22 protein-coding genes are annotated in these 24,593 nt (G+C 39.1%); 15 read left to right on the top strand and 7 right to left on the bottom strand.

The window, feature by feature from the left end:
- The first annotated feature begins 40 nt into the window (after positions 1 to 40).
- A complete protein-coding gene (locus BN2425_RS08610) occupies positions 41 to 1,543 on the top strand; it encodes a carboxypeptidase M32 (protein ID WP_042457713.1) in 1,503 nt (500 codons plus the stop codon).
- Between the two features lie 101 nt (positions 1,544 to 1,644).
- On the opposite strand, the gene BN2425_RS08605 is transcribed toward BN2425_RS08610, so the two are convergent.
- The 3 genes from BN2425_RS08605 to BN2425_RS08595 are packed head-to-tail and all read right to left on the bottom strand — an operon-like array spanning position 1,645 to position 3,950.
- Entirely contained in the window at positions 1,645 to 3,303 is a 1,659-nt protein-coding gene (locus tag BN2425_RS08605; protein WP_042457709.1) for a b(o/a)3-type cytochrome-c oxidase subunit 1, read from the bottom strand.
- Entirely contained in the window at positions 3,300 to 3,779 is a 480-nt protein-coding gene (locus tag BN2425_RS08600) for a cytochrome c oxidase subunit II (protein WP_042457706.1), read from the bottom strand. The genes BN2425_RS08605 and BN2425_RS08600 overlap by 4 nt, the downstream gene beginning before the upstream one ends.
- Before the next feature lie 21 nt (positions 3,780 to 3,800).
- Positions 3,801 to 3,950, bottom strand: coding sequence for a cytochrome c oxidase subunit 2A (locus tag BN2425_RS08595; protein WP_042457703.1), 150 nt, complete (start codon positions 3,948 to 3,950; stop codon positions 3,801 to 3,803).
- Positions 3,951 to 4,616: 666 nt separating this feature from the next.
- On the opposite strand from BN2425_RS08595, the gene BN2425_RS08590 reads away from it, so the two are divergent.
- From BN2425_RS08590 to BN2425_RS08570, 4 genes are all read left to right on the top strand, one after another.
- Positions 4,617 to 5,708, top strand: a complete 1,092-nt coding sequence (locus BN2425_RS08590) for a type III polyketide synthase (RefSeq protein WP_042457700.1) — start codon at positions 4,617 to 4,619, stop codon at positions 5,706 to 5,708.
- Positions 5,705 to 6,274: an isoprenylcysteine carboxyl methyltransferase family protein gene (locus BN2425_RS08585; protein WP_042457697.1), complete on the top strand. Its 570-nt coding sequence runs from the start codon at positions 5,705 to 5,707 to the stop codon at positions 6,272 to 6,274. Before BN2425_RS08590 ends, BN2425_RS08585 begins: the two co-directional genes overlap by 4 nt.
- Before the next feature lie 333 nt (positions 6,275 to 6,607).
- Positions 6,608 to 10,267, top strand: a complete 3,660-nt coding sequence (locus BN2425_RS08575; protein ID WP_042457693.1) for a dynamin family protein — start codon at positions 6,608 to 6,610, stop codon at positions 10,265 to 10,267.
- 116 nt (positions 10,268 to 10,383) lie between these two features.
- Positions 10,384 to 11,277 (top strand): 5'-3' exonuclease, encoded by an 894-nt coding sequence (locus tag BN2425_RS08570; protein ID WP_042457688.1) that lies wholly within the window; start codon positions 10,384 to 10,386, stop codon positions 11,275 to 11,277.
- A gap of 124 nt (positions 11,278 to 11,401) precedes the next feature.
- Here the strand turns inward: BN2425_RS08570 and sspL are convergent, their stop codons facing one another.
- Positions 11,402 to 11,539, bottom strand: a complete 138-nt coding sequence (gene sspL / locus BN2425_RS08565) for a small, acid-soluble spore protein L (protein WP_042457687.1) — start codon at positions 11,537 to 11,539, stop codon at positions 11,402 to 11,404.
- An 84-nt stretch (positions 11,540 to 11,623) separates the two neighbouring features.
- Between sspL and BN2425_RS08560 the strand changes: the two genes are divergently transcribed.
- Positions 11,624 to 12,115: a divergent PAP2 family protein gene (locus BN2425_RS08560; protein ID WP_042457686.1), complete on the top strand. Its 492-nt coding sequence runs from the start codon at positions 11,624 to 11,626 to the stop codon at positions 12,113 to 12,115.
- 47 nt (positions 12,116 to 12,162) lie between these two features.
- Here BN2425_RS08560 and BN2425_RS08555 read toward each other — a convergent pair whose 3' ends face one another.
- A complete protein-coding gene (locus BN2425_RS08555) occupies positions 12,163 to 13,083 on the bottom strand; it encodes a DMT family transporter (protein WP_042457683.1) in 921 nt (306 codons plus the stop codon).
- Between the two features lie 217 nt (positions 13,084 to 13,300).
- Between BN2425_RS08555 and BN2425_RS08550 the strand changes: the two genes are divergently transcribed.
- Positions 13,301 to 13,957 carry a reverse transcriptase-like protein gene (locus tag BN2425_RS08550; protein WP_042457678.1) on the top strand — a complete coding sequence of 219 codons (657 nt, stop codon included), beginning with the start codon at positions 13,301 to 13,303 and terminating at the stop codon, positions 13,955 to 13,957.
- Between the two features lie 47 nt (positions 13,958 to 14,004).
- A complete protein-coding gene (locus BN2425_RS08545; RefSeq protein WP_042457676.1) occupies positions 14,005 to 14,190 on the top strand; it encodes a zinc-finger domain-containing protein in 186 nt (61 codons plus the stop codon).
- Between the two features lie 217 nt (positions 14,191 to 14,407).
- Here BN2425_RS08545 and cspD read toward each other — a convergent pair whose 3' ends face one another.
- Positions 14,408 to 14,608 (bottom strand): cold-shock protein CspD, encoded by a 201-nt coding sequence (gene cspD / locus BN2425_RS08540; protein ID WP_042457673.1) that lies wholly within the window; start codon positions 14,606 to 14,608, stop codon positions 14,408 to 14,410.
- Positions 14,609 to 14,881: 273 nt separating this feature from the next.
- On the opposite strand from cspD, the gene BN2425_RS08535 reads away from it, so the two are divergent.
- From BN2425_RS08535 to mntR, 7 genes are all read left to right on the top strand, one after another.
- Positions 14,882 to 15,160, top strand: coding sequence for a hypothetical protein (locus BN2425_RS08535; protein ID WP_042457670.1), 279 nt, complete (start codon positions 14,882 to 14,884; stop codon positions 15,158 to 15,160).
- Positions 15,161 to 15,409: 249 nt separating this feature from the next.
- Positions 15,410 to 16,813, top strand: coding sequence for a cytochrome ubiquinol oxidase subunit I (locus tag BN2425_RS08530; protein WP_042457667.1), 1,404 nt, complete (start codon positions 15,410 to 15,412; stop codon positions 16,811 to 16,813).
- Position 16,814: 1 nt separating this feature from the next.
- Positions 16,815 to 17,828, top strand: coding sequence for a cytochrome d ubiquinol oxidase subunit II (gene cydB, locus BN2425_RS08525; protein WP_042457664.1), 1,014 nt, complete (start codon positions 16,815 to 16,817; stop codon positions 17,826 to 17,828).
- Positions 17,828 to 19,543 (top strand): thiol reductant ABC exporter subunit CydD, encoded by a 1,716-nt coding sequence (cydD, locus tag BN2425_RS08520; RefSeq protein WP_042457661.1) that lies wholly within the window; start codon positions 17,828 to 17,830, stop codon positions 19,541 to 19,543. Before cydB ends, cydD begins: the two co-directional genes overlap by 1 nt.
- The gene (gene cydC / locus BN2425_RS08515) at positions 19,544 to 21,271 is read left to right on the top strand and encodes a thiol reductant ABC exporter subunit CydC (RefSeq protein ID WP_042457659.1); all 1,728 of its coding nucleotides are present in this window, start codon (positions 19,544 to 19,546) and stop codon (positions 21,269 to 21,271) included. It abuts the gene before it with no gap.
- A 128-nt stretch (positions 21,272 to 21,399) separates the two neighbouring features.
- Entirely contained in the window at positions 21,400 to 23,574 is a 2,175-nt protein-coding gene (locus BN2425_RS08510) for a DNA topoisomerase III (RefSeq protein ID WP_042457656.1), read from the top strand.
- A 74-nt stretch (positions 23,575 to 23,648) separates the two neighbouring features.
- Positions 23,649 to 24,071 (top strand): transcriptional regulator MntR, encoded by a 423-nt coding sequence (mntR, locus tag BN2425_RS08505; RefSeq protein WP_042457653.1) that lies wholly within the window; start codon positions 23,649 to 23,651, stop codon positions 24,069 to 24,071.
- Between the two features lie 36 nt (positions 24,072 to 24,107).
- Here mntR and BN2425_RS08500 read toward each other — a convergent pair whose 3' ends face one another.
- On the bottom strand, positions 24,108 to 24,320 hold the full coding sequence (locus tag BN2425_RS08500; RefSeq protein ID WP_052352812.1) for a DUF3892 domain-containing protein: 213 nt from the start codon (positions 24,318 to 24,320) through the stop codon (positions 24,108 to 24,110).
- Positions 24,321 to 24,593: the final 273 nt, after the last annotated feature.

Genomic DNA, 24,593 nt, shown 5'->3' with positions numbered 1-24,593 from the left:
AAAGTATGATAAGATTTACTCATAAAAGGGGGATTACCTAATGAACATTAAATACATAGAGAATGAATTTCTTGACTATGTCAGAAAAATGACCGCATATCATGAAGCCTTGGGTTTGCTATACTGGGATTTGAGAACTGGGGCGCCAAAACAGGGCGTTGACCAAAGGTCCGAAGTCATCGGAATGTTGTCTAGTGAGGTATTTAAAATGTCCACCTCTGAAGAAATGGCGGCATACATAGCCAGCCTTTCTAAAGCTGATTTGCCAGAAAACACACGTAAAGTTCTTGAGGAGTGCAAAAAGAATTACCAACAAAATAAAAAAATTCCTGCAGAAGAATATAAAGCATTTGTGGTACTTCAATCAAAGGCAGAGAGTGTATGGGAAGAAGCAAAGGCAAAATCAGATTTTCTCATGTTTCAACCCTATTTAGAGAAGTTGGTTGAAACAACAAAACGGTTCATCGATTATTGGGGTTACAAAGGAAATAAGTATAATGTGCTTCTTGATTTATATGAGCCGGGAATGACCGTTGAGGTGCTTGATGAAGTTTTTGGGGAGTTAAAGGAAAAAATTGTCCCGCTTGTCCAGAAGATTTCACAATCATCGCATCAGCCGATGACGGATTTTTTGTTTAAGCCAATTTGCAAGGAAAATCAGCGTAAGTTGAGTTTAGATTTTCTCAATCAAATCGGTTTTAATTTTGATTCCGGAAGGCTTGACGAAACCGTTCATCCTTTTGCCACAGGATTAAACCCCGGAGATGTCCGCGTCACCACAAGATACGACGAAAAAGATTTCCGGACCGCCGTTTTTGGAACGATACATGAAGGAGGCCATGCCCTATATGAACAAAATATATCAAGAGATTTAATTGGGACACCTCTTTGTGCTGGAACATCCATGGGTATCCATGAATCACAATCTCTATTTTATGAAAATCTGGTGGGGCGCAGCCTGCCTTTTTGGAAGCACAATTATCATTTATTAAAGAAATACGCTAGCGGCCAGTTTGATCACACCGACGTTGAGGAGTTTTATCGGGCGATTAATGAGTCTAAGCCTTCCTTTATCCGAATTGAAGCTGACGAATTAACGTATCCGCTGCACATCATCATCCGTTACGAAATCGAAAAAGGATTGTTTAATGACGAGATTGCTGTTTCTGATTTGCCGGAGGTTTGGAACAACATGTATCAACAATACTTAGGGATTTGTCCGCGGAATGATGCTGAGGGTGTCCTGCAGGATGTGCATTGGGCTGGCGGCAGCTTTGGCTACTTTCCATCGTACGCGTTGGGGTATATGTATGCAGCACAATTTAAGCATAAGATGCTGACCGATTTGCCTCATTTTGACTCGCTGGTAGAAAACGGTCGATTACAGCCTATTCAAGAGTGGCTGACGAATCATATTCACCAATACGGTAAACTTAAAAAACCACTTGAGATCCTACAGGATGTCACCGGTGAGGGTTTAAATGCTAAATACTTAATAGACTATCTCTACGATAAGTATGGAAAGATCTACCGGATAAATTAAGGTGGCTGTTCCTATCATTCAAGTTTCGGTTCTCAATCAACCATTGTCTTAACAAATGAAAAAAAGGCCTCAATCACTAGCGATTGAAGCCTTTTTGCGGATTACCATGTTTTGAATCCTTTAGATCCTGGAGGTGCATTTTGAATAATATCAATGAACGGTATAGTGTAAGCAAATAAGATGAGAACAGCAGTGATCCCTAGCCATAGTTTCCAATTTTCGAATACCATTGGTGCAGCTGCCTCTGATTTCTCCGCTTCACCAACTGGGAATTCCTCGTCACCTTTTGGAGCAAAGAAAGTTAGATTAATAAAGATGATCAGCACTAAAATGATGCCAAGGAATAGAATCGTACCGCCAACAGCTTGTGCAATTTGATAAGGAATCCATTGTGCAGCTTGAGCAGAGTCTCCATAAGTGGAGAAGGCTGAGCGCCTTGGACCGCCTAACAGCCCTTGGATATGCATCGCACCTGACATAAATACCATTCCAATAAACCAAACCCAACCTTGGATAATGGCAAGTTTATTCATCGACTTTGTTAATTTTCTGCCTGTTAAATGGGGCACAAGCCAGTAAGATATTCCGAAGAATGTTAATACAACGGAAGTAGCTGCTGTTAAATGAAAGTGCCCCGTTACCCAGATGGTATTATGAACCACCTGGTCCATTTGGTTTGAAGCATTTACAATCCCGCCTGCACCGGCAGGGATAAACGAAGCCATTCCTATGAAAGGTACTGTAAACCGTGCATCATTCCAAGGAAGAACCTTAAACCAGCCGAACAATCCTTTTGCTCCTTTAGAACGGCCATATCTTTCAAACGTCGCAAATAACGAGAAGGCAGTCATTAAGGATGGTATGACAACCATAAACGTTAAAATAACCTGTATGAATTTCCAAGCAGGATCTATACCTGGTTCCGTTAGCTGATGGTGGAACCCTACTGGAATCGAAAACAATAGGAACATGATAAACGATAAACGTGCTAATGAATCTGAGAAAATCTTTCCGCCAATAATTTTTGGAATTATGGCATACCAGCACATATATGCAGGCAGCAACCAGAAGTAAACTAATGGGTGACCAAAATACCAGAATAAAGTCCGGCTTACCAAAACATCTACAGTTTTCACCCAGCCAAGAGACCAAGGAAGTAATTGGAACAAAACCGTCGATGCAACACCTAATGTAGCAACAATCCATAAAACAGTGTTAATCACCGCCATGAAACTTAAAAGTGGACTTGGTTTTCCAGGGTTATTTTTGCGCCATTTTACGTAAGTCATAATTTGTGAAGCGCCATCCACCCAGCTGCCAACGACAACAAAAGTCAATCCTAAATAGAAAATCCAATGCGCTTGTAATGGAGCATAAAAGGTGTATAGGACAGATGCCTTATTGAGCAATACCATTGTTGCTGCCATTGCTGTGCCAAGAGTCATTAACCAAAAACCAACCCAGCCTGTTCTTCGGGCAGCGTTAGAATGTGTTCCTGCTGTCCTGCTGACAGCAGCATATTGAAATCCCATGATAAAAAAGGTAGTTAAAATAAGTCCCATCATGACGCCGTGAACGGTTAATAGTTGGTAATAACCGATGCCGGCAGGAAGTTCAAATTTACCGGAACGAACTAGCGTTTGTAATAATCCCATTAGTCCACCGATCGCCAAGGCGGCAAATGCTACGAAAAAGTGAGCCATTGAAAGCTTTGCATCGCGCGGGTCTACTTTAATTTTATCTGCTGCTGTGTTCATCATTTTTCTACCACCTCAATCTTTGAGAACATTAAATGGTGGCCGGAGCCGCAGTATTCGTTACACACAATTAAATATTCTCCTGCTTTATCAAATGTTGTTGTATATTCGCTGACATAACCGGGTTCAAGCATCATGTTGATATTTGTTCCCGCCACTTCGAAACCATGAATCACGTCTTTGGTTGTGGCAATTACTTTAACTTTGGCACCCAGCGGAACCTCTACTTGGGCAGGATTGTAAGAGAATGCTTGGGCTACATAAACCAATTCATAGTCCCATTCCTTCCCTTCCACTTTGTGCAGTCCTGGTTTATTGAAAGGCTTTGTTTGATCTACCTTTTCAGGGTTAATTGTAGTTAAGCAGCTTGGCGGCTTATTGCCAAGATAGAAGGCGCTTACCCCGACAACGGATAAGAAAATGACGAGGCAGCTTATGCCAAAAATGAGCCAAATTTTTTCAAACTTATGAATATGCATCTTGTTTCCCCCCTTTTGTCTTTAGAAGCGGTCGACGAATAAGTAGTAGACACTTACCCAAGTAACAATAATAAATAATCCCACAAAGAAAACGGATGCAAGTGTCCCCTTTAAGGAGGAGCTGTCTTCTACTTCGGTTTTCTGGTTTGCTTTAAGTTCCGCTTTCGCCATCCCCTTACACTCCTTTCAACTTTTTACAATGAATGATAAGTTCTCTTTCATAATACAAAACAATTGTGAAAGTAAAATATGAAATCGGAGAGTTCACAAATTGTTCATTCCTTATATATCTAACATGTTAAAGGTAAAAAACTGATATAACAGTGATTTAAATCACATCAGAGGGCGGGGAATTGTGGCGGAAATGTGAATTATCTTTTGTCTTCTATGGACTGGTATGGAAGATTTGCAAAGGAGCTTGGATGGAGTCACAAATTGTTAACAACAAAAATATGATAAAAGAAGAATTCAATTTTATGCTGTGGTGATGAAATTGGTTAAATATTATTGTGAGCACTGCCGGCTTTTATATAACAAACTGCAAAATTGCCAGGTCTGTGGCATACTAGCAGGCAATAAAATAAAAATAGAAGTCCAAAAACAATCTGAAAAGTAAGTAAAAGAAAACAACTTTTCTAGGGTTTTGGAGGAGATTGGAAAAGTTTAGATAGTGAAAGATGGATAAAATCACGTTATAATAAAAATGCACAACAACAACCTTCAAAACGTTTGCTTCCTCATGCTGAGGGAGCTTTTTTTTGTTTTTGCGAGATTAGATACATATTAAGGATCTAAGAATGAAAAACTACCTCTAGATTAGTTTAAGGAGAATGGAAGATGCCGATTATTGTTTCTGCAGCTGAGGTGGTTCCCCCATATGAAATTAAGCAAGAACAAGTTACAAAGTTTGCCCGGGACTTATTCTCTGATACATTTACGGATATTGATAGATTATTAAGGGCATTTCCGAATGGTCAAATTGAAACCCGTCATTTTGTAAAGGACCTGTCATGGTATCGTGAGCGGCATACATTTGAGGAAAAAAATAAGACATATATTGAAGAAGCTGTTCAATTTGGAAAAGAAGCAATTGAAAAATGCTTAAATAATAGTGATTTCCTTAAAACGCCCATTGCATATGAGGAAATAGACGCCATTTTATTTATATCTTCAACAGGGATATCCACGCCAAGTATTGATGCAAGGATTATGAATCAATTGCCGTTTCATTCGCACACAAAGAGAATCCCAATCTGGGGTCTTGGTTGTGCAGGAGGCGCCAGTGGGTTATCGCGCGCATTTGAATATTGCTTAGCCTTTCCAGAAGCTAAAGTGATTGTGCTTTCGGTCGAACTCTGTAGCTTAACCTTTCAGCCTGGGGACGTGTCCAAAAGTAATTTAATTGGAACATCCTTGTTTGCTGATGGGATAGCGTGTGCCTTAGTTTGTGGAGATGACTGTAATCTTAATGAATTTGGTCAAAAACGTGCATACCCATCTATTATTGCAACGGAATCAACCCTGATGCAAGAGTCACTTGATGTGATGGGCTGGGATGTTAAGGATGACGGATTGTTTGTGGTTTTTTCACGAGACATCCCACATATTATTGAGGAATGGTTAAAACCAATTGTAGATCATTTTTTGGCAAGAAATCGAAGGACTTTAAAGGAGATAGACCATTTCATTGCGCATCCAGGTGGGAAAAAAGTTTTAGATGCCTATAAAAAAGCAATGGGATTTACTTCATCCATGACTGACCTTTCTTTTCAGGTATTGAAGCATCATGGAAACATGTCTTCTGCCACCATTTTATACGTCCTAAGGCTTTATCTCGAAAGGGATATCCCAAGAGGCTCATATGGCCTTTGTACGGCGTTAGGACCAGGATTCAGCTCCGAATTACTTTTATTGAGGTGGGTGGAATGAATGATTTGGTACCCTTCTTTTCTTTGTTCCTTTTTTTGATTGTTCAGCGATTTTCTGAATTAGTCTTGGCTAAGAATAATGAAAGATGGATGAAGCAGCGGGGAGGAATTGAATTTGGCAGCAACCATTATCGATATATGGTAATCATGCATGGTTTGTTTTTTCTGATTCTGATATTAGAAAAATGGTTGCTAAATCGGAGCTTATCCCCCGCATGGCAAGGACTTGTACTGTTGTTTCTCATGATAGAAGGCCTTAGAATTTGGGCAATAACTGCATTAGGTAGGCTTTGGAACACAAAAATTATTATCATCCCCAATATAAAAGTGGTGAAGAAGGGGCCCTATCGGTTTATAAAACATCCCAATTATTTGGTCGTTTCTATGGAATTTCTCGTAGTGCCCATCCTCTTCCAATGCTACTCTACTGCATGTCTATTTACGATTTTAAATGTGATCATGCTTTCTGTCCGTATAACAGAGGAAGAAATGGCCCTAGGCAAGTTAACAAGGTATAAAGAGGATTTCAAGGGTTTCCGCCGGTTTGTGCCGAGAATTGTTAAATAATTTTGACAGCTGCCAATAGTTTGTTGAAAACGATTATCAGTTATGTTATCATTTAGGAAATGATGAAAATCATTCTCATTACTGAGCATGGTAAGGAAGGTGTTACATATGACTTATGCTTTTGTTGGAGGAACACTTATTATTTACGCATTCGTCATGAGGCACGTTTTAAAAAATATAACCCATTAATGAAAAAGTCTTCGAAGGTCAAGGAGAAATCCTTGGCCTTATTTGTTATAAAAAAACATCCCAGTAAAAGGGGTGTCAATATAGGAAAAGTCAGAATTATTGTGTAAAATAGAAATATTATTAAGCTGCTAAGGGGTATTACAAATGGTGAAAACAGTAAAAACAAAAGAGACCGTTGAGACACTTAAACACAAACTCGTCTCGGCATATAACTACTTCATTTTGGAAAAAGATATGGAGCATGCTGAAAAAGTAAAACAGCTTGCTAAAAAATTTGCCAACCAGGAATTCACAATTGCCTTTTGCGGCCACTTTTCTGCGGGAAAATCAACAATGATTAATCGAGTAGTCGGTGAAAATATTCTCCCGTCCAGTCCAATTCCAACGAGTGCTAACCTTGTCAAAGTAAAATTTGGTGATGAGTATGCCAAAGTGTTTTTTAAAAACGAAAAACCTAGATTATATTTAGCGCCCTATGATTATGAACTTGTAAAAAATTATTGCAAAGATGGGGACACAATTCAGGAAATTGAAATTAGCCATAGCAGTTCCGTCTTGCCACAAGATGCAGTAATAATGGATACACCTGGCATTGATTCTGCTGATGATGCCCACAGAATTGCCACAGAATCAGCGCTTCATCTCGCTGATTTAATCTTTTATGTAATGGATTATAATCATGTGCAAGCGGAGCTGAATTTTTTCTTTACTAAAGAATTAACGGAAGCTGGAAAAGACGTCTATTTGGTCATTAATCAGATAGATAAACATAATGAGGAAGAATTAAGTTTTTCAGATTTTCAAAAAAGTGTCGTGGAATCCTTTGCTTCGTGGGGGGTAAGACCGCCAAGAATTTTTTATACCTCACTAAGGGAAAAAAATCATCCTTACAATGAGTTTGCAGAACTACAGGCATTTATTTTAAAACAGTTGAATCAATCACAGCAATTACTTTTGCCATCTGTGTTTCATTCTCTGAAAAAAATTACCCGGGACCATCTTGAACAAACCAAAAAGCACGGGGAAGAAGATCTTCTTCCTTATTTGAACATGATAAATGAACTATCGGAACAGGAAAAAACAACAATTATAAAAAACTATCAGGAACGGTCTGCTGAGCTAAAATCAGTGCTGGAGGGTACACAAATTCAGGAAAAGGAATTTGACCTAGAACTGGAAAAGCTGCTTAACAATGCCTATTTAATGCCTTTTCAAACGAGAAAGTTAGCAGAAGTTTACCTAGAATCATGCCAGCCTGAGTTCAAAGTGGGTTTCCTATTCTCAAAACAGAAGACCATAGAGGAAAGAGAAAACCGGCTTAATGCGTTTTATCAGGATATTCTGGAGAAGACCAAATCACAGCTTGAGTGGCATATTCGGGAATATCTGCTTCGTATCTTAAAAGATACCGGTATTCATGATGGGGAAGTGCAGCATTTAGCTCAGTCTTACTCCATTCATGTTTCTATTGATTTGCTGCAAAGGGCTGTAAAGCAAGGGGCACTGTTATCAGGCCAATATCTGCTTCAATATACAGATGATGTTGCAAATGAAATTAAAAAAGCAGCCAAAATTCAAGCAGCAGAATTCCGGACCTGTTATTTTTCCTCATTAAAACAACGTAACCGTTACCTATCGGAGCAGTATCAGAGCGAAACACAAGAAATGCAGAAATATATTACTGCATTTTCTAAGATTAGTGATTTTAAAAACATATTAGCCGAAAAAGCAAAGGATATAGAAAAGCTTTTTTCCAAAGAAGTTCATGTAGAATCCGGCACAAACTGGCTTTTTGAACAGGAACCAGAACAATTTGAGATTGTTAGAACCAATGGGGCAACAAAAGAATTGCGACAATTAACTGTGCAGCATCAAGAGGTGAGTACCAAACAAAGACAACTAGCCGAAGGAACGTTGGACGTTAGGGATGTGAAAAGGACAAGTGCAAGGCTTCAAAAAGCTTCCAGGTTAATCAAAGATCTACCTGGTTTTCAAAAGTTGGCTCATGAATTAATGGAAAAAGCAGAAAGATTGGAGAATAAAGGGTTTACTGTAGCATTATTTGGTGCTTTCAGTGCCGGAAAATCATCGTTTGCCAATGCTTTAATGGGTGATAAAGTTCTTCCAGTTTCACCTAATCCTACCACTGCAGCCATAAATAAAATTAAGCCTGTTACTTCTGAGTACAGTCATGGAACTGTCCGAATTAAATTTAAGGATCCAGCTGCCATGTTCCAAGATCTCAATCGCTCCTTAAAGGTATTTGATTTAGAAGCAGAGGATTTCAACCAAGCCTTAGCAAAAATAAATCAAATTTTGAAAAAGAAAGAACAGGAAAGTGCCGCTGAGAAAACTCATTATGCTTTTCTACGGGCATTCCAATTAGGGTATGATTCTCTTATTAACCGGCTTGGAACTATTTTAGAAACGGAAATTAGCGAATTTAACGAGTTTGTCGTGAAAGAAGAGAAATCCTGTTACGTGGAGTGGATTGAGTTATACTACGATTGTGAGTTAACAAGAAAGGGCATCACTCTTGTCGACACACCAGGAGCTGACTCCATCAATGCACGGCATACTGGAGTGGCCTTTGACTATATTAAAAACTCAGATGCCATTTTATTCGTTACTTATTACAATCATGCATTTTCTCGTGCCGACCGCGAGTTTTTAATCCAGCTTGGCAGGGTCAAAGAATCCTTTCAATTAGATAAAATGTTTTTTATCATTAACGCAATTGATTTAGCTGAAAGTGTTGAGGAAAAAGAAGCAGTTGTTGATTATGTAGTAAGCCAGTTAATGCAATACGGCATTCGGAACCCTCATCTCTATTCGGTTTCAAGCTTACAAGCCATAAATGAAAAAAAGAATCCGGGTTCAAACGTTAATTCGGGAATCAACTTCTTTGAAGACGGATTTTATCGGTTTATCACTAACGAGTTAACCGAAATGGCGATTACAGCGGCCGAAACCGAATTGCATCGGGTAAGTGGAATGGTGAACCAGTTAATTCAAAGTTCACAGCAAGATAGCGCTGTAAGAGCAGAGAAACGCCAGGAATACAATAATCAATTGTCGATGATACAAGGATTGTTTGAAAATCAGAAAATCGACCCGGTGCGGATGCGAATGATACAAGAGGCAGAGGAACTTGTTTTTTATATCAAACAGAGGGTATTCTTCCGGTTTAATGATTTCTTTAAAGAAGCATTTAATCCATCAGTTCTAAAAAATGACGGGCGCTCTATGAAGAAAGCATTGCATGCTGCACTTGAGGAATTTCTCGAAAGTATAGGCTATGATTTTGCTCAGGAAATGCGGGCCACGACTGTCAGGTTAGATCGATTTGTTGAAAAGGTTCTGCTCGAATATCATGCTTCCCTACATCAAGCTGTCAATACCATTAACCGGGACCTTTCATTTTCAGCTTATGAAAAAAGTCCAGGAAAAGAAATAGACTTTCCAATCGCCTTTAAGGATGTCGAACGTCAGCTTTTTACAAAAGCATTGGCTTATTTTAAGAATCCGAAGGCATTTTTTGAAAAAGATGAAAAGACATTGATGAGCACGGAGCTTAACAACCAATTAAACCCATTGGCAGATCAATATTTATCACAAGAGTCGGCGCGGTTAATGGAACATTATGAAGAATATTTAACCAATGAATTTAACCTGTTGCTGCAGGAATTAAACGAACAGGTGAGTGATTTTTATTATAGCTTGTTAGCAGCCTTAGATGGCGGCTTATCAATTGAACTGCTGACTGATATTGTTCAACAACTGGAAGCAGAGGTTGTTAGCTGATCTGGCCCAAAACGAAATAGCAAAGCTTCTTTGGCCAATCTATGTTATAATAGTAGACGCGCCCAAAAGGCATGCGGTGTAGGTTTCATGCCCGCTGTAAATGAAGGAGGTCCAAAATGAATAAGCACCAGCCATCTTTCCTGCTTGTCGACGGTATGGCTTTGTTATTTCGAGCCTTTTATGCAACTGCTGTAACAGGGCAATACATGATTAACTCAAAAGGTATTCCAACCAATGGAATTTACGGTTTTATAAAGCATTTGTTTACTGCTGTCTCTACCTTTAAACCTTCACATGTTGCTGTTTGCTGGGACATGGGAAGCAAGACTTTCCGAACTGAGTTATTTCCAGATTATAAGGGAAACCGAGGAGAGGCACCAGTGGAATTAATTCCTCAATTTGATTTAGTAAAAGAAGTGGTGGCATCATTTGATATTCCCAACATTGGCTTAGTAGGATTTGAAGCCGATGATTGTATTGGAACCATTGCAAACCAGATGAAAAGTCTTGCTAATGTCTCGATATTAACTGGTGATCAAGATATTCTTCAACTGCTGGATGAACAAATTTCCGTTATCCTGTTGAAAAAGGGCTATGGGAACTATCTTGTCCATACACCACAAACATTCTTTGAAGAAAAAGGGATTACTCCCCGGCAAATGATTGATTTGAAAGCGTTAATGGGTGACCCAAGTGATAATTATCCGGGGGTAAAAGGAATTGGCGAAAAGACGGCCTTAAAGTTATTGAAAGAGTATAACCATGTAGAAGACATTATAGCTAATTTAGATTCACTGTCTAATTCTCATAGAACTAAAATTGAACAAGACTTAGAGATGCTTCGTTTATCTAGAATGCTGGCTGAAATAAAATGTGATGTACCGGTCAACTGTAATCTAGAAGAAGCAGGATTAAAGATTGAAAAAGATAAAGCATTAAAGAAACTAATGGAATTAGAACTTCGTGGTGCAAAAAATTTGCTGCCGATTGAAGAAGCTATTATATCCTAGCAACCAACAGGCTGTCCTATGAGGCAGCCTGTTTTATTTTACATGCAAATCTTAAATATGGTTTTGTTATAAGATAATAACTGGTTACAGGGATTCCTGATATCTGGTTTATTCAAGGACATTTTTATTTTGTATTGCTTTTTTTAGCAACATTTTCAAGTTTGCTTTTTGGTTCCTCAGAAAATTCTGCATCTTGTCCATAACCTTGCGGATTTACTCCAGGTGCTTTGACACCGCGGTTTGCTCCACCTTTTTTACCCACTTAATTCACCTCCCATCAATTAGTATGACCCGTCCCGAATAATAAAACTCCGCTTCTCTAACAATAAACAGGAGGTGAGAAACAATGAATAAAGGGATTTATTTAGCCTTGCTAAGTATTGGACTAGCTCAAGGATTGAAAATACCGATACACCTTTTAAAAGCAAGAGAATGGCGGCCAGAATTGTTTTTTGGAACAGGAGGTATGCCCAGCTCGCATTCTGCAGGAGTAGCGACTTTGACGACTTATATAGCATTAAAACGTGGTCTTAGGGCGGTTGACTTCGCGCTCTCGCTCATATATGGATTAATCGTCATGTATGATGCCCAAGGTGTGAGGAGACAGGCTGGGGAGCTGACATTAAAGGTAAATTCCATGAATGAATTAATTGAAAAAATCCACCACGATGAAACTGTGAAGTTTGAGCAAGAGCCTCCGAAAAAGTTGAAAGAAGTTTTAGGGCACGAACCGGAAGAAGTCTTGGGAGGGGCAATAGTGGGTGTCGCTGTTGGAATTATTGGACATCTTTGCACTAAAAAAGATAGAAAATGGGCAAAATATAAGTTAAGATTTTAAAAAGGGATTTATTGGCTGAATAACTAAAAACTCCCCTAAGGGAGTTTTTAGCTTTTAAGGCTGTTTGTTTTACGAAATAGGAGAATTTTCTTGACTGGTAGTTCTGCTAGAATCATGCCCATAAAAATCAAGAGACAACCAAAAAATGCACTAATTGATAAGCGCTCATGAGCCCAAAAATATCCTGTTATTGCTGCGAAAACAGGCTCCATTGCAAAAATTAACGCAACCCTTGTGGCTGATGTATACTTTTGAAAATTAGTTTGAATATAAAAGGCAATAGCAGTCGCAAATATACTGGTAATCACTAAGGCAATAATTACATCTGTATGCAGCAATGTATGAGGATTAAATGATTTTCTCCAGTCCTCAAATAAAAATGAGGAGCCCAGCGACAATATTGCAACCGTCGAGATTTGAATTACGGTTAAAAGTAACGTTGGATATTGGTTTGAAAATTTTCCAGTAATAATAATATGCATGGCGAAACTAACAGCACAGATAAACACAAAGCCATCCCCAATCGACAAAGAGGAAATATCTGTCATAGTCAGCAAAAATAATCCAGCGGTTGCAGTTAACACACCAATTACTGCATTTTTTCCGGGAACTTGTTTAAGTACAAACATGGAAAATAACGGTACAAGAACAACGCTAAGCCCAGTAATGAAGCCTGCTTTTGATGTGGTGGTATATAATAAACCAATTGTTTGAGTAACGTAGCCAAGAAATAGCCAAAAACCAATAAACACGCCGATCCCTATTATTTTTAGGTTTAATTGTTTTAGCTGCCGTTTCTCGAAAATCAACAAGCTGGCTAATAGCAGTAACGCCGCAATGAAAAAGCGAATACCATTAAAGGCAAATGGTTCAAGAAAATTAATTGCATTTTGCACTAACACAAATGTAATACCCCAGATGAGTGTGACAAAGAGTAAACTTAAATCAGCCATTAAAGATTTGTTCATATGTGATTTTCCCCCAGTTTATGTTCCTTCCATCCCTTCTGTTCAGGTGGTAAAGAATTAGCTCTTTATATAAATGTCAGTTTATCATATATCTCTGCTGCGGCGCAGAAATTTTATTCTCTAGCATCAGGGGAATGATAAGGGAGATATGGCAGCATACAATATTGTATATATTTATAATTATTTCAATAAATTCTTCTTGAAAGGCTGAAAGACAATGAAATATCGGTTAGAGTGGATGCAGAAAATAAAAAGTGGCGAAAAGGTTCAGCTGTCCTCTGAATGGGTATCTGGAGAAACGGCTGTTCAACTAGGGGAAGAACTTGATGTTAGCGGGAAGGTTACAGACTTGTATTTTTACGATGAGAACGGGACATCGTGGATTATGAAGGAAATGAAAAAACTGTTAACCGAGATCGAAGAGGACCCTCATGATATTACTATATTCTTCGATGGAGGGTTTCAAAAGGAAACCAATCAGGCTGGATTAGGGGTAGTTGCCTTTTTTAAACAAGGAAAGAAGAAATATCGTGTTCGGGCAAATCAGCTTTTTAACGAAATGGATACCAATAATGAAGCTGAATATGCGGCATTTTATTATGCATTAAATATACTTGAGGATCTAGGCGTACATCATCTAACCTGTGAGTTTAAAGGTGATTCCCAGGTTGTCTTGAAACAGCTTGAGGGGGATTGGCCCTGTTATGAAGAGACTTTAAACCGTTGGCTTGACCGGATTGAAGAAAAAATGAAATCTCTTAATATCAAGCCTAAGTATACTGTTATACCACGAAATGACAACAAAGAAGCAGATAAGCTAGCAACCCAGGCATTGCAGGGTAAAGAGATATTCTCAAAAACCATTATTTTGTAAACCTGTAGATCTTGGTTAATTCTTGGTGTAGGGGGGTATGGAATTTAGTGAGATATGTGGAAAGAAAGGAACTGCTTAATCAGGTTGAAGGCTTGATGCTGAAATACTGTGAGGGTTGTTTTTTGCATCGTCATCTAATAAAAGAAAGCGGGCGCAGAGCGGCACATCGGTTTTGCATTTCCCAATGTACGATAGGAGAAAGAATTAAACAATATGGAGAAAAGTTATCTTAATTAAAGGCTCTGTTAAACGATCTGTTGATTTTTTTAACTCTGTTGATTGGATCGGAAGGCGCTCGACTCCTGTGGGAGTACAAGGCCGATGGAGCTCCCCGGCACACCTGCGGGTTCGCAGAGCGACTGGAGTGGAAATCAACAGCCAAATTTAACAGAGACTAATTAAAAAAGGCTGACAACGTCAGCCTTTTATTATTATTTGTTTATTTATGGATTATAGTTTTACAACATTTGCAGCTTGAGGTCCGCGATTTCCTTCAACGATTTCGAAAGAAACTTCTTGGCCTTCTTCAAGGGATTTGTAACCATCGCCTTGGATTGCGCTGAAATGTACGAATACATCGTCGCCGCCTTCAACTTCGATAAAACCAAAGCCTTTTTCATTGTTAAACCATTTTACTTTACCAGTTTGCATGTGCTTTTTTCCTCCTAAGCCTTTCAAGACACCTTTGTGTCAGAGATAAATATTACCATGTAACAAATCACCAAAGCGAAAGCTAATGTATTCGATTACATGATGCTTTAAATATACAATATCAGAAATAGACAGTCAAGATGGGAGAGATGGTTTACAAACAAAAGTAACACAATGGACAAATCCTGCAAAATTAGTTGTTCACGAATAACATAAAACTGCCACAATATCATATGTATTATTATTAATATTATAGGTAGTGGGGTGGGACCAATGTTCCGTTTTTCAATTGAGAATGAGGAATGGATTTTAAGATTCTCACCACAGATTTTGATGGAAGAAGTCGAGAAACAAGCAATCCTTATGGCTTTGCTACACATCGGCGGAAAAGTGAGGACATTTTCACACGGCAGTGCCTTCATTATGTTTACCAAAAAAATTGGGGCTATTATCTTTGATGTAGAAAGAATTCCATCTTTGATTTTAACGGTATCCAACATCATTCCAAAAGAGAATTGGTACATGGAGGACTCTATGACAAGCCCAATCTAGAAAATAATATGTTTTAGAACGGGGACTGTCCAATAATGGCAGTCCTTTCCACAATTTATACATAAGTCACAAATTCGCCACAATTATCTTCATTAAAATTGGTTAAATTTGATAATATAAAAGTGAGAAAAATCACAATTCACGAATAGTAACTGTCACATCCATCTGTTTCTTTTATACGCCTATTTGTGAAATGGTGAGCAAACTAACATGAACATCATAATAATATTAAAAAAGGGAGGGCTTATAGTGGATCCGGTTTTATTGGCAAGAGTCCAATTTGCTGCAACTACCATTTTTCATTTCTTCTTTGTTCCTTTATCAATCGGACTTGTTCTTATGGTTGCAGTCATGGAAACACTGTACGTTGTAAAAAAAGAAAAACTTTACAAGAAGATGGCAAAGTTTTGGGGACACTTATTTTTGATTAATTTTGCGGTAGGCGTAGTAACAGGTATCATTCAAGAATTTCAGTTCGGGATGAATTGGTCGGATTATTCCAGATTTGTGGGTGATGTATTTGGCGCCCCGCTGGCCATTGAAGCATTACTTGCATTTTTTATGGAATCTACCTTTATTGGACTCTGGATTTTTGGCTGGGAGCGTTTATCAAAGAAACTGCACTTAGCTTGTATTTGGCTCGTATCCCTAGGAACGACATTGTCGGCTATATGGATTCTGACTGCTAACTCGTTTATGCAGGTCCCTGTTGGCTTTTCTATTAATAATGGACGCGCAGAAATGAATGATTTTCTAGCTTTGATTACGAATGGCCAATTGCTGGTTGAATTCCCGCATGTGATAACAGGAGCGATATGCACAGGTGCCTTCTTTATGGCTGGTATTAGTGCGATTAATCTGATACGAAAGCGCCATTTGGCGTTCTATAAAAGGTCAATGAAGTTGGCATTGATTTTCGGCTTAATTGGAAGTATCGGCGTTGCGCTCAGCGGACACTCCCAAGCCCAGTACCTTGTTAAAACTCAGCCAATGAAAATGGCGGCGGCAGAAGGAATTTGGGAGGATACAGAAGATCCGGCTCCTTGGTCAATGTTTGCAATTATAGACTCAAGAAATCAAGAAAATACATTTGAAATCAATATTCCTTATGCATTAAGCTTTTTATCTTATTCGAAATTTGAAGGCGGTCTAAAAGGGATGGAGACCTTGCAGCAAGAATATCAGACCAAATACGATTCAGTTGTCGGCGAGGGGACAAATTATATCCCGCCAGTCAAAACCACCTATTGGAGTTTTCGGTTAATGATTGGCTTTGGTGTATTAATGATTTTGCTGCCAATCATCGGTTTGTACCTATTTAGAAAAGGCCGTCTGGAGAACAGTACTCTATTGTTAAGATTCTTTGTTCCTGCCATAGCTTTTCCGTTTTTGGCAAACACGTTTGGCTGGATGATGACAGAAGTGGGGCGTCAGCCGTGGACAGTGTTTGGCTTAATGACAACTGCTGATGCAGTCTCACCGAATGTTCCCGCCGGCATGGTTTTATTTTCAACTATCCTGTACCTTGTTGTCTTTACCATTCTATTAGGCGTTATGGTTTACTTGATGGTTCGTGAAGTGAAAAAGGGTCCGGAACAATTGTCTGGAGATCGTAAACATCAATCAACGGACCCATTTAAGGTAGGTGCTTAACATGGAATTGAGCGAATTATGGTTTGTCTTAATTGCCGTAGTGTTTATCGGCTTCTTCTTCCTTGAAGGTTTTGATTTTGGAGTGGGGATGTCGTCAAGGTTTTTAGCCTGGAATCAGGCTGAGAGAACAGTAATGGTTAACACGATTGGACCATTTTGGGATGCTAATGAGGTTTGGCTGCTGACAGGAGGCGGGGCCATCTTCGCTGCCTTTCCAAATTGGTATGCTACTATGTTCAGCGGTTATTATTTGCCTTTATTTGTGGTTTTGCTTTGCTTAATTGGGCGCGGAGTGTCGTTTGAATTTCGTCGAAAAGTAGAAAATACACGCTGGACTAACATCTGGGATTGGGTAATATTTGTTAGCAGTTTATTGCCCCCATTCTTATTGGGTGTCTTGTTCACAAGTATGCTAAAAGGAATGCCGATTCAAAAAGATATGAACATGGCAGCAGGATTTACCGACTTTATCAATATTTATTCACTATGGGGAGGTTTAACCGTTACCCTCCTCTGCTTGCTGCATGGATTGCACTTTTTAACATTAAAAACTGATGGTGATATAAGAATGCGTGCCAGCAAATTGGCAAAAAAAATAAACTTGGCGGTATTGGGTTCACTAGTTGTTTTTGTCGGTCTATCTTGGACCATGACCGACATCTTCCAAGTCAGATTGATATCCGAACTGATTATTGTCGTGCTCATCGTACTTGTTTACTGCGCGGGGTTCTATGCGATTTCAACAAAGCGGGAAGGATGGGCGTTTACAATGTCGGGCCTTGGCTTGGCTTTGACGGTTTCGGCCATTTTTGTCGGTTTATTCCCCCGTGTAATGATTAGCTCAATTAGTAAAGCATTTGATTTAACCGTATACAATGCATCAAGTGGAGCGTACTCTCTGAAAGTTATGACCATTGTGGCATTTACCATTTTACCATTTGTTCTCGGTTATACGATTTGGAGCTATTATATATTCCGAAAACGGGTAACAGATAAGGAGCATTTAACTTACTGATGGATAGAGCATTATTTACCTTAAAAGGTATTAAACCAGTTTTATGGAAGATAGGAATTATCACTGTTTTGCAGAGTGCTTTGATCATTCTCCAGGCTTATACGTTAGCAGAAGCAATCTCCTCTTTATTTAGAGGAGATTTGCTTTCCTCTGTTTTCAAAAATCTAGCTTTATATTTATGTGCCCTTATGTTTCGTCAATTTTTTGTTGTTATCAAAAATAACAGTGCCTATCATTTTGCAGCACAAATAAGTGATGCTCTCCGTAAATCCCTCGTTCAAAAGCTATTTCAGCTCGGTCCCCAATATGCAGGAGAGGAAGGTACTGGGCAGACGGTTACATTGGTCATGGATGGTATTTTGAAATTTCGCAAATATGTAGAGTTAATTATGATTAAAACAATCAATATGCTGATTATCCCAATGGGGATCGTCATCTATAGTTTTTGGTTTCATCCCCGTTCCGCAGTGATCTTGGTTGCAGTTATGCCTATACTTATTGCATTTATGGTGCTGCTTGGCTATGCTGCTAAAAATAAAGCTGACCAGCAGTTTCACTCCTATCAAATGCTAGCCAATCATTTTATTGATTCACTAAGAGGATTAGAGACTCTAAAATATTTAGGGTTGAGTAAACAACATGTCAGGAATATCAAGAGAGTGAGTGAAAATTACCGCCAGGCTACGATATCAACGTTAAAAATTGCCTTTTTGTCAACGCTTGCCATGGATTTTTTTACGATGCTATCGATTGCCACAGTAGCAGTCTTTTTAGGTCTAGGGTTAATTAACGGTTCGATTCAATTGGCACAGGCGTTAACAATATTGATTTTAGCTCCGGAGTATTTTTTACCTCTAAGAGAATTTGGTGCAGATTATCATGCAACCCTTGATGGAAAAAATGCCGGGAAAAAGATGGAAGCAATCCTAATGGAGAAGTCATTGCTACAAGCAAAAGAAGAAGTGCCAGAATGGTGCCCAGCCCGTGAATTTTCGCTGCAGGGGGTCAATGTCCAATTTTCAGATCAACAAACAGCTGGCTTAAAGGAAATTACTTTTAAAGTAACTGGTGCTAAAAAGATCGGAATAATTGGGGAGAGTGGTGCTGGGAAATCAACGTTAATTAAATTGTTAAGCGGATTCATTGCACCTGTCTGTGGAGAGTTTCAAGTAAACGGGAAAAGAATATCAACCCTGTCTGCACAAGATTGGCAAAAGCAAATCACATATATCCCACAGAAGCCCTACATTTTCACCGATACAATCTTAAATAATATTTGTTTTTATCATCCGGAAGCGACTGAATACGAGGTGTCGGAAGCAGTGAAAAATGCCGGTTTAATGGAGCTTGTCCAATCGTTTCCAAACGGCCTAGATACTTTGATTGGTGAGGGTGGACGTTCTTTAAGCGGGGGGCAGGAACAGCGAATTGCCATTGCTCGTGCTTTTTTAGCAAAAAGACCGATTATAATGCTTGACGAGCCGACTGCCCATCTTGATATTGAAACGGAAGTAGAATTGAAGGATACCATGCTAAGATTATTTGACAGTAAACTTGTGTTTTTTGCTACACACCGGCTGCATTGGATGCTGGATATGGACGAAATTATTGTCTTGGATAATGGCAGGATTGTTGAAACAGGAACGCACAGTGAGTTAATGAATAAGGCTTCAGCCTATTATCAGCTGATTAGTGCCCAAAAAGGAGAATGTTAAATGGAAAAACAGAAATGGATTTTACCATATGTAAATCAATATCGCCGACTGTTCGTCCTTTCTCTTTTCTTAGGGGCATTGACAATTCTTTTGGGAGGGGCGTTAATGTTTACCTCCGGTTACTTAATTTCTAAATCAGCAACCCGACCTGAATCGATTCTTATGGTCTATGTACCCATCGTTGGTGTTCGAGCATTTGGAATGGGACGGGCAGTTTTTAGCTATGTAGAGAGATTATCCTCTCATTCACTAATCTTAAGGATTCTTTCGAGCATGCGTGTAAAATTGTATAATTTGGTCGAGCCGCAGGTCCTCTCACTTCATTCTGCATTTAGGACCGGAGATGTTTTGGGACTGCTAGCTAACGATATTGAGGTGCTGCAGAATTTTTATCTAAGGACTCTATTCCCCGCTATTGCATCGCTCATCATTTATACTGTCATTATCATTAGTGCTGGACTATTCTCGATTCCCTTTGCCATCTTACTCGCTGTATTCATCGGAATTTTGCTTTTTGTTGGACCAACAGTATCCTTGGTTTATGTTAAAACAAACAATGAGAGTATTAAAAAGGGGAGGAATCAGCTCTATCAGCAATTTACAGATGGAATTATCGGAATCAGTGATTGGATCTTTAGCGGGAATCATTCGAAGTTTATTAATAACTACATAAAAAAAGAGGAAGATTTATATTTAATTGAATCGAAAAAACAAAATTTTGTAAGCTGGAGGGACATGATTAATCAGCTTGTGGTGGGGACGTGTGTGGTTGCCTCCATTGCATGGGCGGGTGGTCTGTCCGAGAGTGGGGAGACATCACCAGTATTTATTGCTGCTATTAGTCTTGCCATGTTATCTTTGTTAGAATCGTTCTTACCGCTTTCAGGGGAAATCAGTGAAATCACTACATATCAAGATGCATTGGACCGCCTTGAGAAGATTGGGAAGAGACCGTCAAATGAATTGAATAAGATGGCAGCCTATCCACTTCCAAATACTAATAATCTACTGTTGGAATTGGAGAATCTTACGTTTGGTTATCAACAGGAGAAAATTTTGTTAGACGGAATCACTGCTACGGTTAAACAGGGTGAAAAAATCGCCTTAATTGGCAGAAGTGGTTCCGGAAAGTCCACTCTGCTAAAACTAATTCAAGGGCATTTGCAGCCTACAGCAGGTGCGGTCCGGCTGGGAGGACAAAATGTTGTTAAGAATAGCCTGGATATGACGAAATGGATGAGCGTCCTAAATCAGAAGCCCTATTTGTTTAATACCTCCTTAATGAATAATATCCGACTAGGTAATCCTGAGGCTTCAGATGAGGAAGTTTATCAAGTTTGCAAATTGGTTCAACTTGACGACATGATTAATCATTTATCTAATGGATATGAAACGAATATGCAGGAAGCTGGCCAGCGGTTCTCAGGAGGTGAACAGCAGAGAATTGCATTAGCCCGGGTTCTTCTGCAAAATACACCGATCGTGTTGTTGGATGAACCCACCGTGGGTCTGGATCCAATTACGGAAATAAAACTATTAAAGACTATTTTTGAAACATTAAAGGATAAAACGATTATCTGGGTAACCCATCATCTTGTAGGGGTAGAACATTTGGATCGCATTCTATTGCTTGACCACGGTGTTTTCTCCTTGGAAGGCAGTCATCAATCCCTTATGAAATTAGAGGAAAAATACCGGCGGCTTTACCAATTAGATCATCCTTTTTAAATCAAAATCTATAACTTTGGTCTTTACTTCCTATTAAAATAATAGGTAAAATGAAGAGCAAAGTTTTTCAATATGGGATACCCATTTCTCATGAAAAAGCATGTTTCATCTTAAAAAGGGGTTTTCATATGATATTGATTATTGCTGAAAAACCGGACCAAGGTTCCACACTGGCATCAGTTTTTAAACATAAAAGACAAAATGGATTCATTGAAGTTTTTCCAAATGAAATTTTTCCAAATGGAGCATTCGTTACTTGGGCGATAGGACATATTTGCCAACTAATTGCTCCTGAAAAATACCGAGCGGATTGGAAAAAATGGTCATTAGATAATTTACCTATAATCCCTGAACATTTCGAATACGAAGTAACAAGAGATAAATCCAAACAATTTGCGGTTATAAAAAAATTAGTCTCTGATTCGCGAGTTACAGAAATCATTCATGCTGGAGATGCTGGACGTGAGGGAGAATTAATTGTCCGTAATATCCTAAGATTGACCAATTGCCGAAAACCAATGAAAAGACTTTGGATTTCGTCATTAACAGCCAACGCGATACGGGAAGGATTCCGAAAGTTATTAGATGAACAGGAAACTAGGAGTCTTTATTTTGAAGCCTATACACGTGCTTGTGCAGATTGGGTAGTAGGAATGAATGCTTCGCGGCTTTATAGCCTCCTTCTTCAAAAACGGGGATTTACTGATGCTTTCTCAGTCGGAAGAGTTCAGACGCCAACATTGGCTCTTATTGTAAAACGAGAGCTAGAAATTGAAAATTTTAAGTCTGAACCGTTTTGGGAAGTGATTGCTCAATTTTTAGTTAACGGCAAAAAATATACCGGAAAATGGCAGTTAGATGGAGAAACCCGAGTTAATAAGAGAGAAATGGCTGAAAAGGTGGCTGCTTTCTGCCGGGAAAAGAGTGCAGAGGTCGCTGAGGTAATATCTGAACGGAAAGAATTTTTGCCGCCACTTCTTTTTAACCTTTCAGCCCTGCAAGCGGAGGCAAACAGACGATACAAATTTTCTCCTAAAAAAACATTAGATGTTCTTCAGGGGCTATATCAGAGGGGATATGTATCATACCCAAGGTCTGATTCCCGTTATGTGACGAAAGAGGAAGCCGGGAACTTTCCGGATATTCTGACCAAAATCAGTCACTTCACTGAATATCAGCCATTCTTTCCACTTCCTGTTTCCTCAATTGCTGAAAATCGACGGTATGTTAATGAAAAGAAAGTTACCGATCACTATGCCATTATACCTACTGAACAGGTTCCAAAGATGGCGAATCTAAATCAGGATGAGCAAAAAATTTATGACCTTATTGTAAGGAGCTTAATTGCTGCTCATTATGATAAGTCAATTACTGAATACACTACGGTGAAAACTTTAGTAGATGGCAGAGCGCAATTTGTATCAAAAGGGAAAGTCCAGCTCGCTGAAGGATGGAAAAAGGTAATCCAACATAAGGAACAAGAGGATGAGCCTAGCCTGCCAATCCTAGCAAAGGGTGAAGCAGGACAAACGGTCTCGTCGGAAGTAAAAGAAGGTCAAACGCAGCCCCCAAAACGATATACAGAGGGACAACTGATTACGTTAATGAAAACAGCGGGGAAGCATATAGACGATAAAGAACTCGAAAAAATATTATCCAAGACGGAAGGCCTAGGGACAGAGGCTACACGTGCAGGAATCATTACAATGTTGAAAGACCGTGCTTATATCGAGGTGAAAAAAAATCTCGTCTATGCGACTGCAAAAGCAAAGATATTAATTGGCGCCATCGGGAGTGAACTACTTGCCTCTCCTGAAATGACAGCTAAGTGGGAACAAAAGCTGCAGCAGATTTCAGAAGGAAGTGCATCCCCGGCTCAGTTTATGGAGCAAACAAAAAAAATGGTCCAGCATTTGATTTCGGCTGCTGTGAATCATGCAGATAGCTGGAGTTTCTCTGATGAAGTGACAAATAGCTTTTCTCCTGGTAAACGAAAATTTAACAAACGTACCCCTACCAAGCTGGGTTCATGCAAGAAGTGTGATGGTTTTGTTGTTGATAAAGGGAATTTTTATGGCTGTTCAAATTATCAAAAAAACCATTGTGATTTTACCATTTCTAAAAAGATCCTAGGAAAAACAATTACGCAAAAGAATATTAAATTGCTTCTCTCCGAGGGAAAAACAGATCTAATCGAAGGATTTGTGAATAAGGAACGCAGCTTCAATGCTAGTCTCACGCTCGATGAGAAGGATAATAAAGTAAAATTTTTATTTGAAAATTCAAAAGTGGTTCATCGATAAAGTGATAAACTGCCTTGTCACTCTTATTTTTCTATAGTAAACTTTTAATGATTCTGTTTTTTGGAGGGTATGGGATGCCGACACCTAGTATGGAAGATTATATTGAACAAATTTATATTTTGATTGAAGAAAAAGGATACGCCCGGGTCTCCGACATTGCGGAGGCGTTATCCGTACATCCCTCCTCAGTTACGAAGATGGTACAAAAACTTGATAAAGATGAATACTTGGTATATGAAAAATATCGTGGACTCGTGTTAACCGTCAAAGGGAAAAAGATTGGCAAACGTCTTGTATTCAGGCATGAATTGTTAGAACAATTTTTAAAAATTATCGGGGTTAAAGACGAAAATATTTATCATGATGTGGAAGGAATCGAACATCATCTCAGCTGGGATTCAATTGACCGTATCGGAGATTTAGTTCAATATTTCGAGGAAGATCCCTCACGATTGGATTCACTGAGAGAGATCCAAAAACAAAATGAAAGTGAATAAATTCAAAAAAGGCTGGCTCTTTTGAGAGTCAGCCTTTTAAAATAAGGTCGGGTAATGGTCAAAATTCCCATCATGGCTAGGAGTTAGCATGATATGCCCGTCCACATCATCTTGTTTAAGGACTCCGTCAAGTAAACCAGATTCGGTCTCAACTATAGCTTTCTGGTAAGAAATTACCCTGCCTTCTGATGTCACAAAGCTTATAATATCTCCATAATGATTTCGATGCACTCCAACAATTGTTTCCAAGAATATCCCTCCCTATAGCATACTATTATGGCAACTTTTTGATAAATCATCCGTTATAAAAGAAAAAAACCTGCCAATCGGCAGGTTTTCAGATTGTCGAGAAAGGTTATTTTTCTCGGCAATTTTTCATTTTACTTGAATTAAAATATGATTTTTAGAATTGATTATCGCCTGCAATGGGGCCTATTGATTTCCGCTCCAGGTGCTTCGCTTTCCGCGGGCGTGCCGGGGAGCCTCCTCGGCGCTTTAGCGCCTGCGGGGTCTCCCCAGCCC

This window comes from Neobacillus dielmonensis, from assembly GCF_000612665.1.
Lineage (GTDB): Bacteria > Bacillota > Bacilli > Bacillales > Cytobacillaceae > Neobacillus > Neobacillus dielmonensis.
The sequence above is the reverse complement of the archived record's forward strand: the minus strand, read 5'-3'. Positions and strand labels throughout refer to the sequence as shown.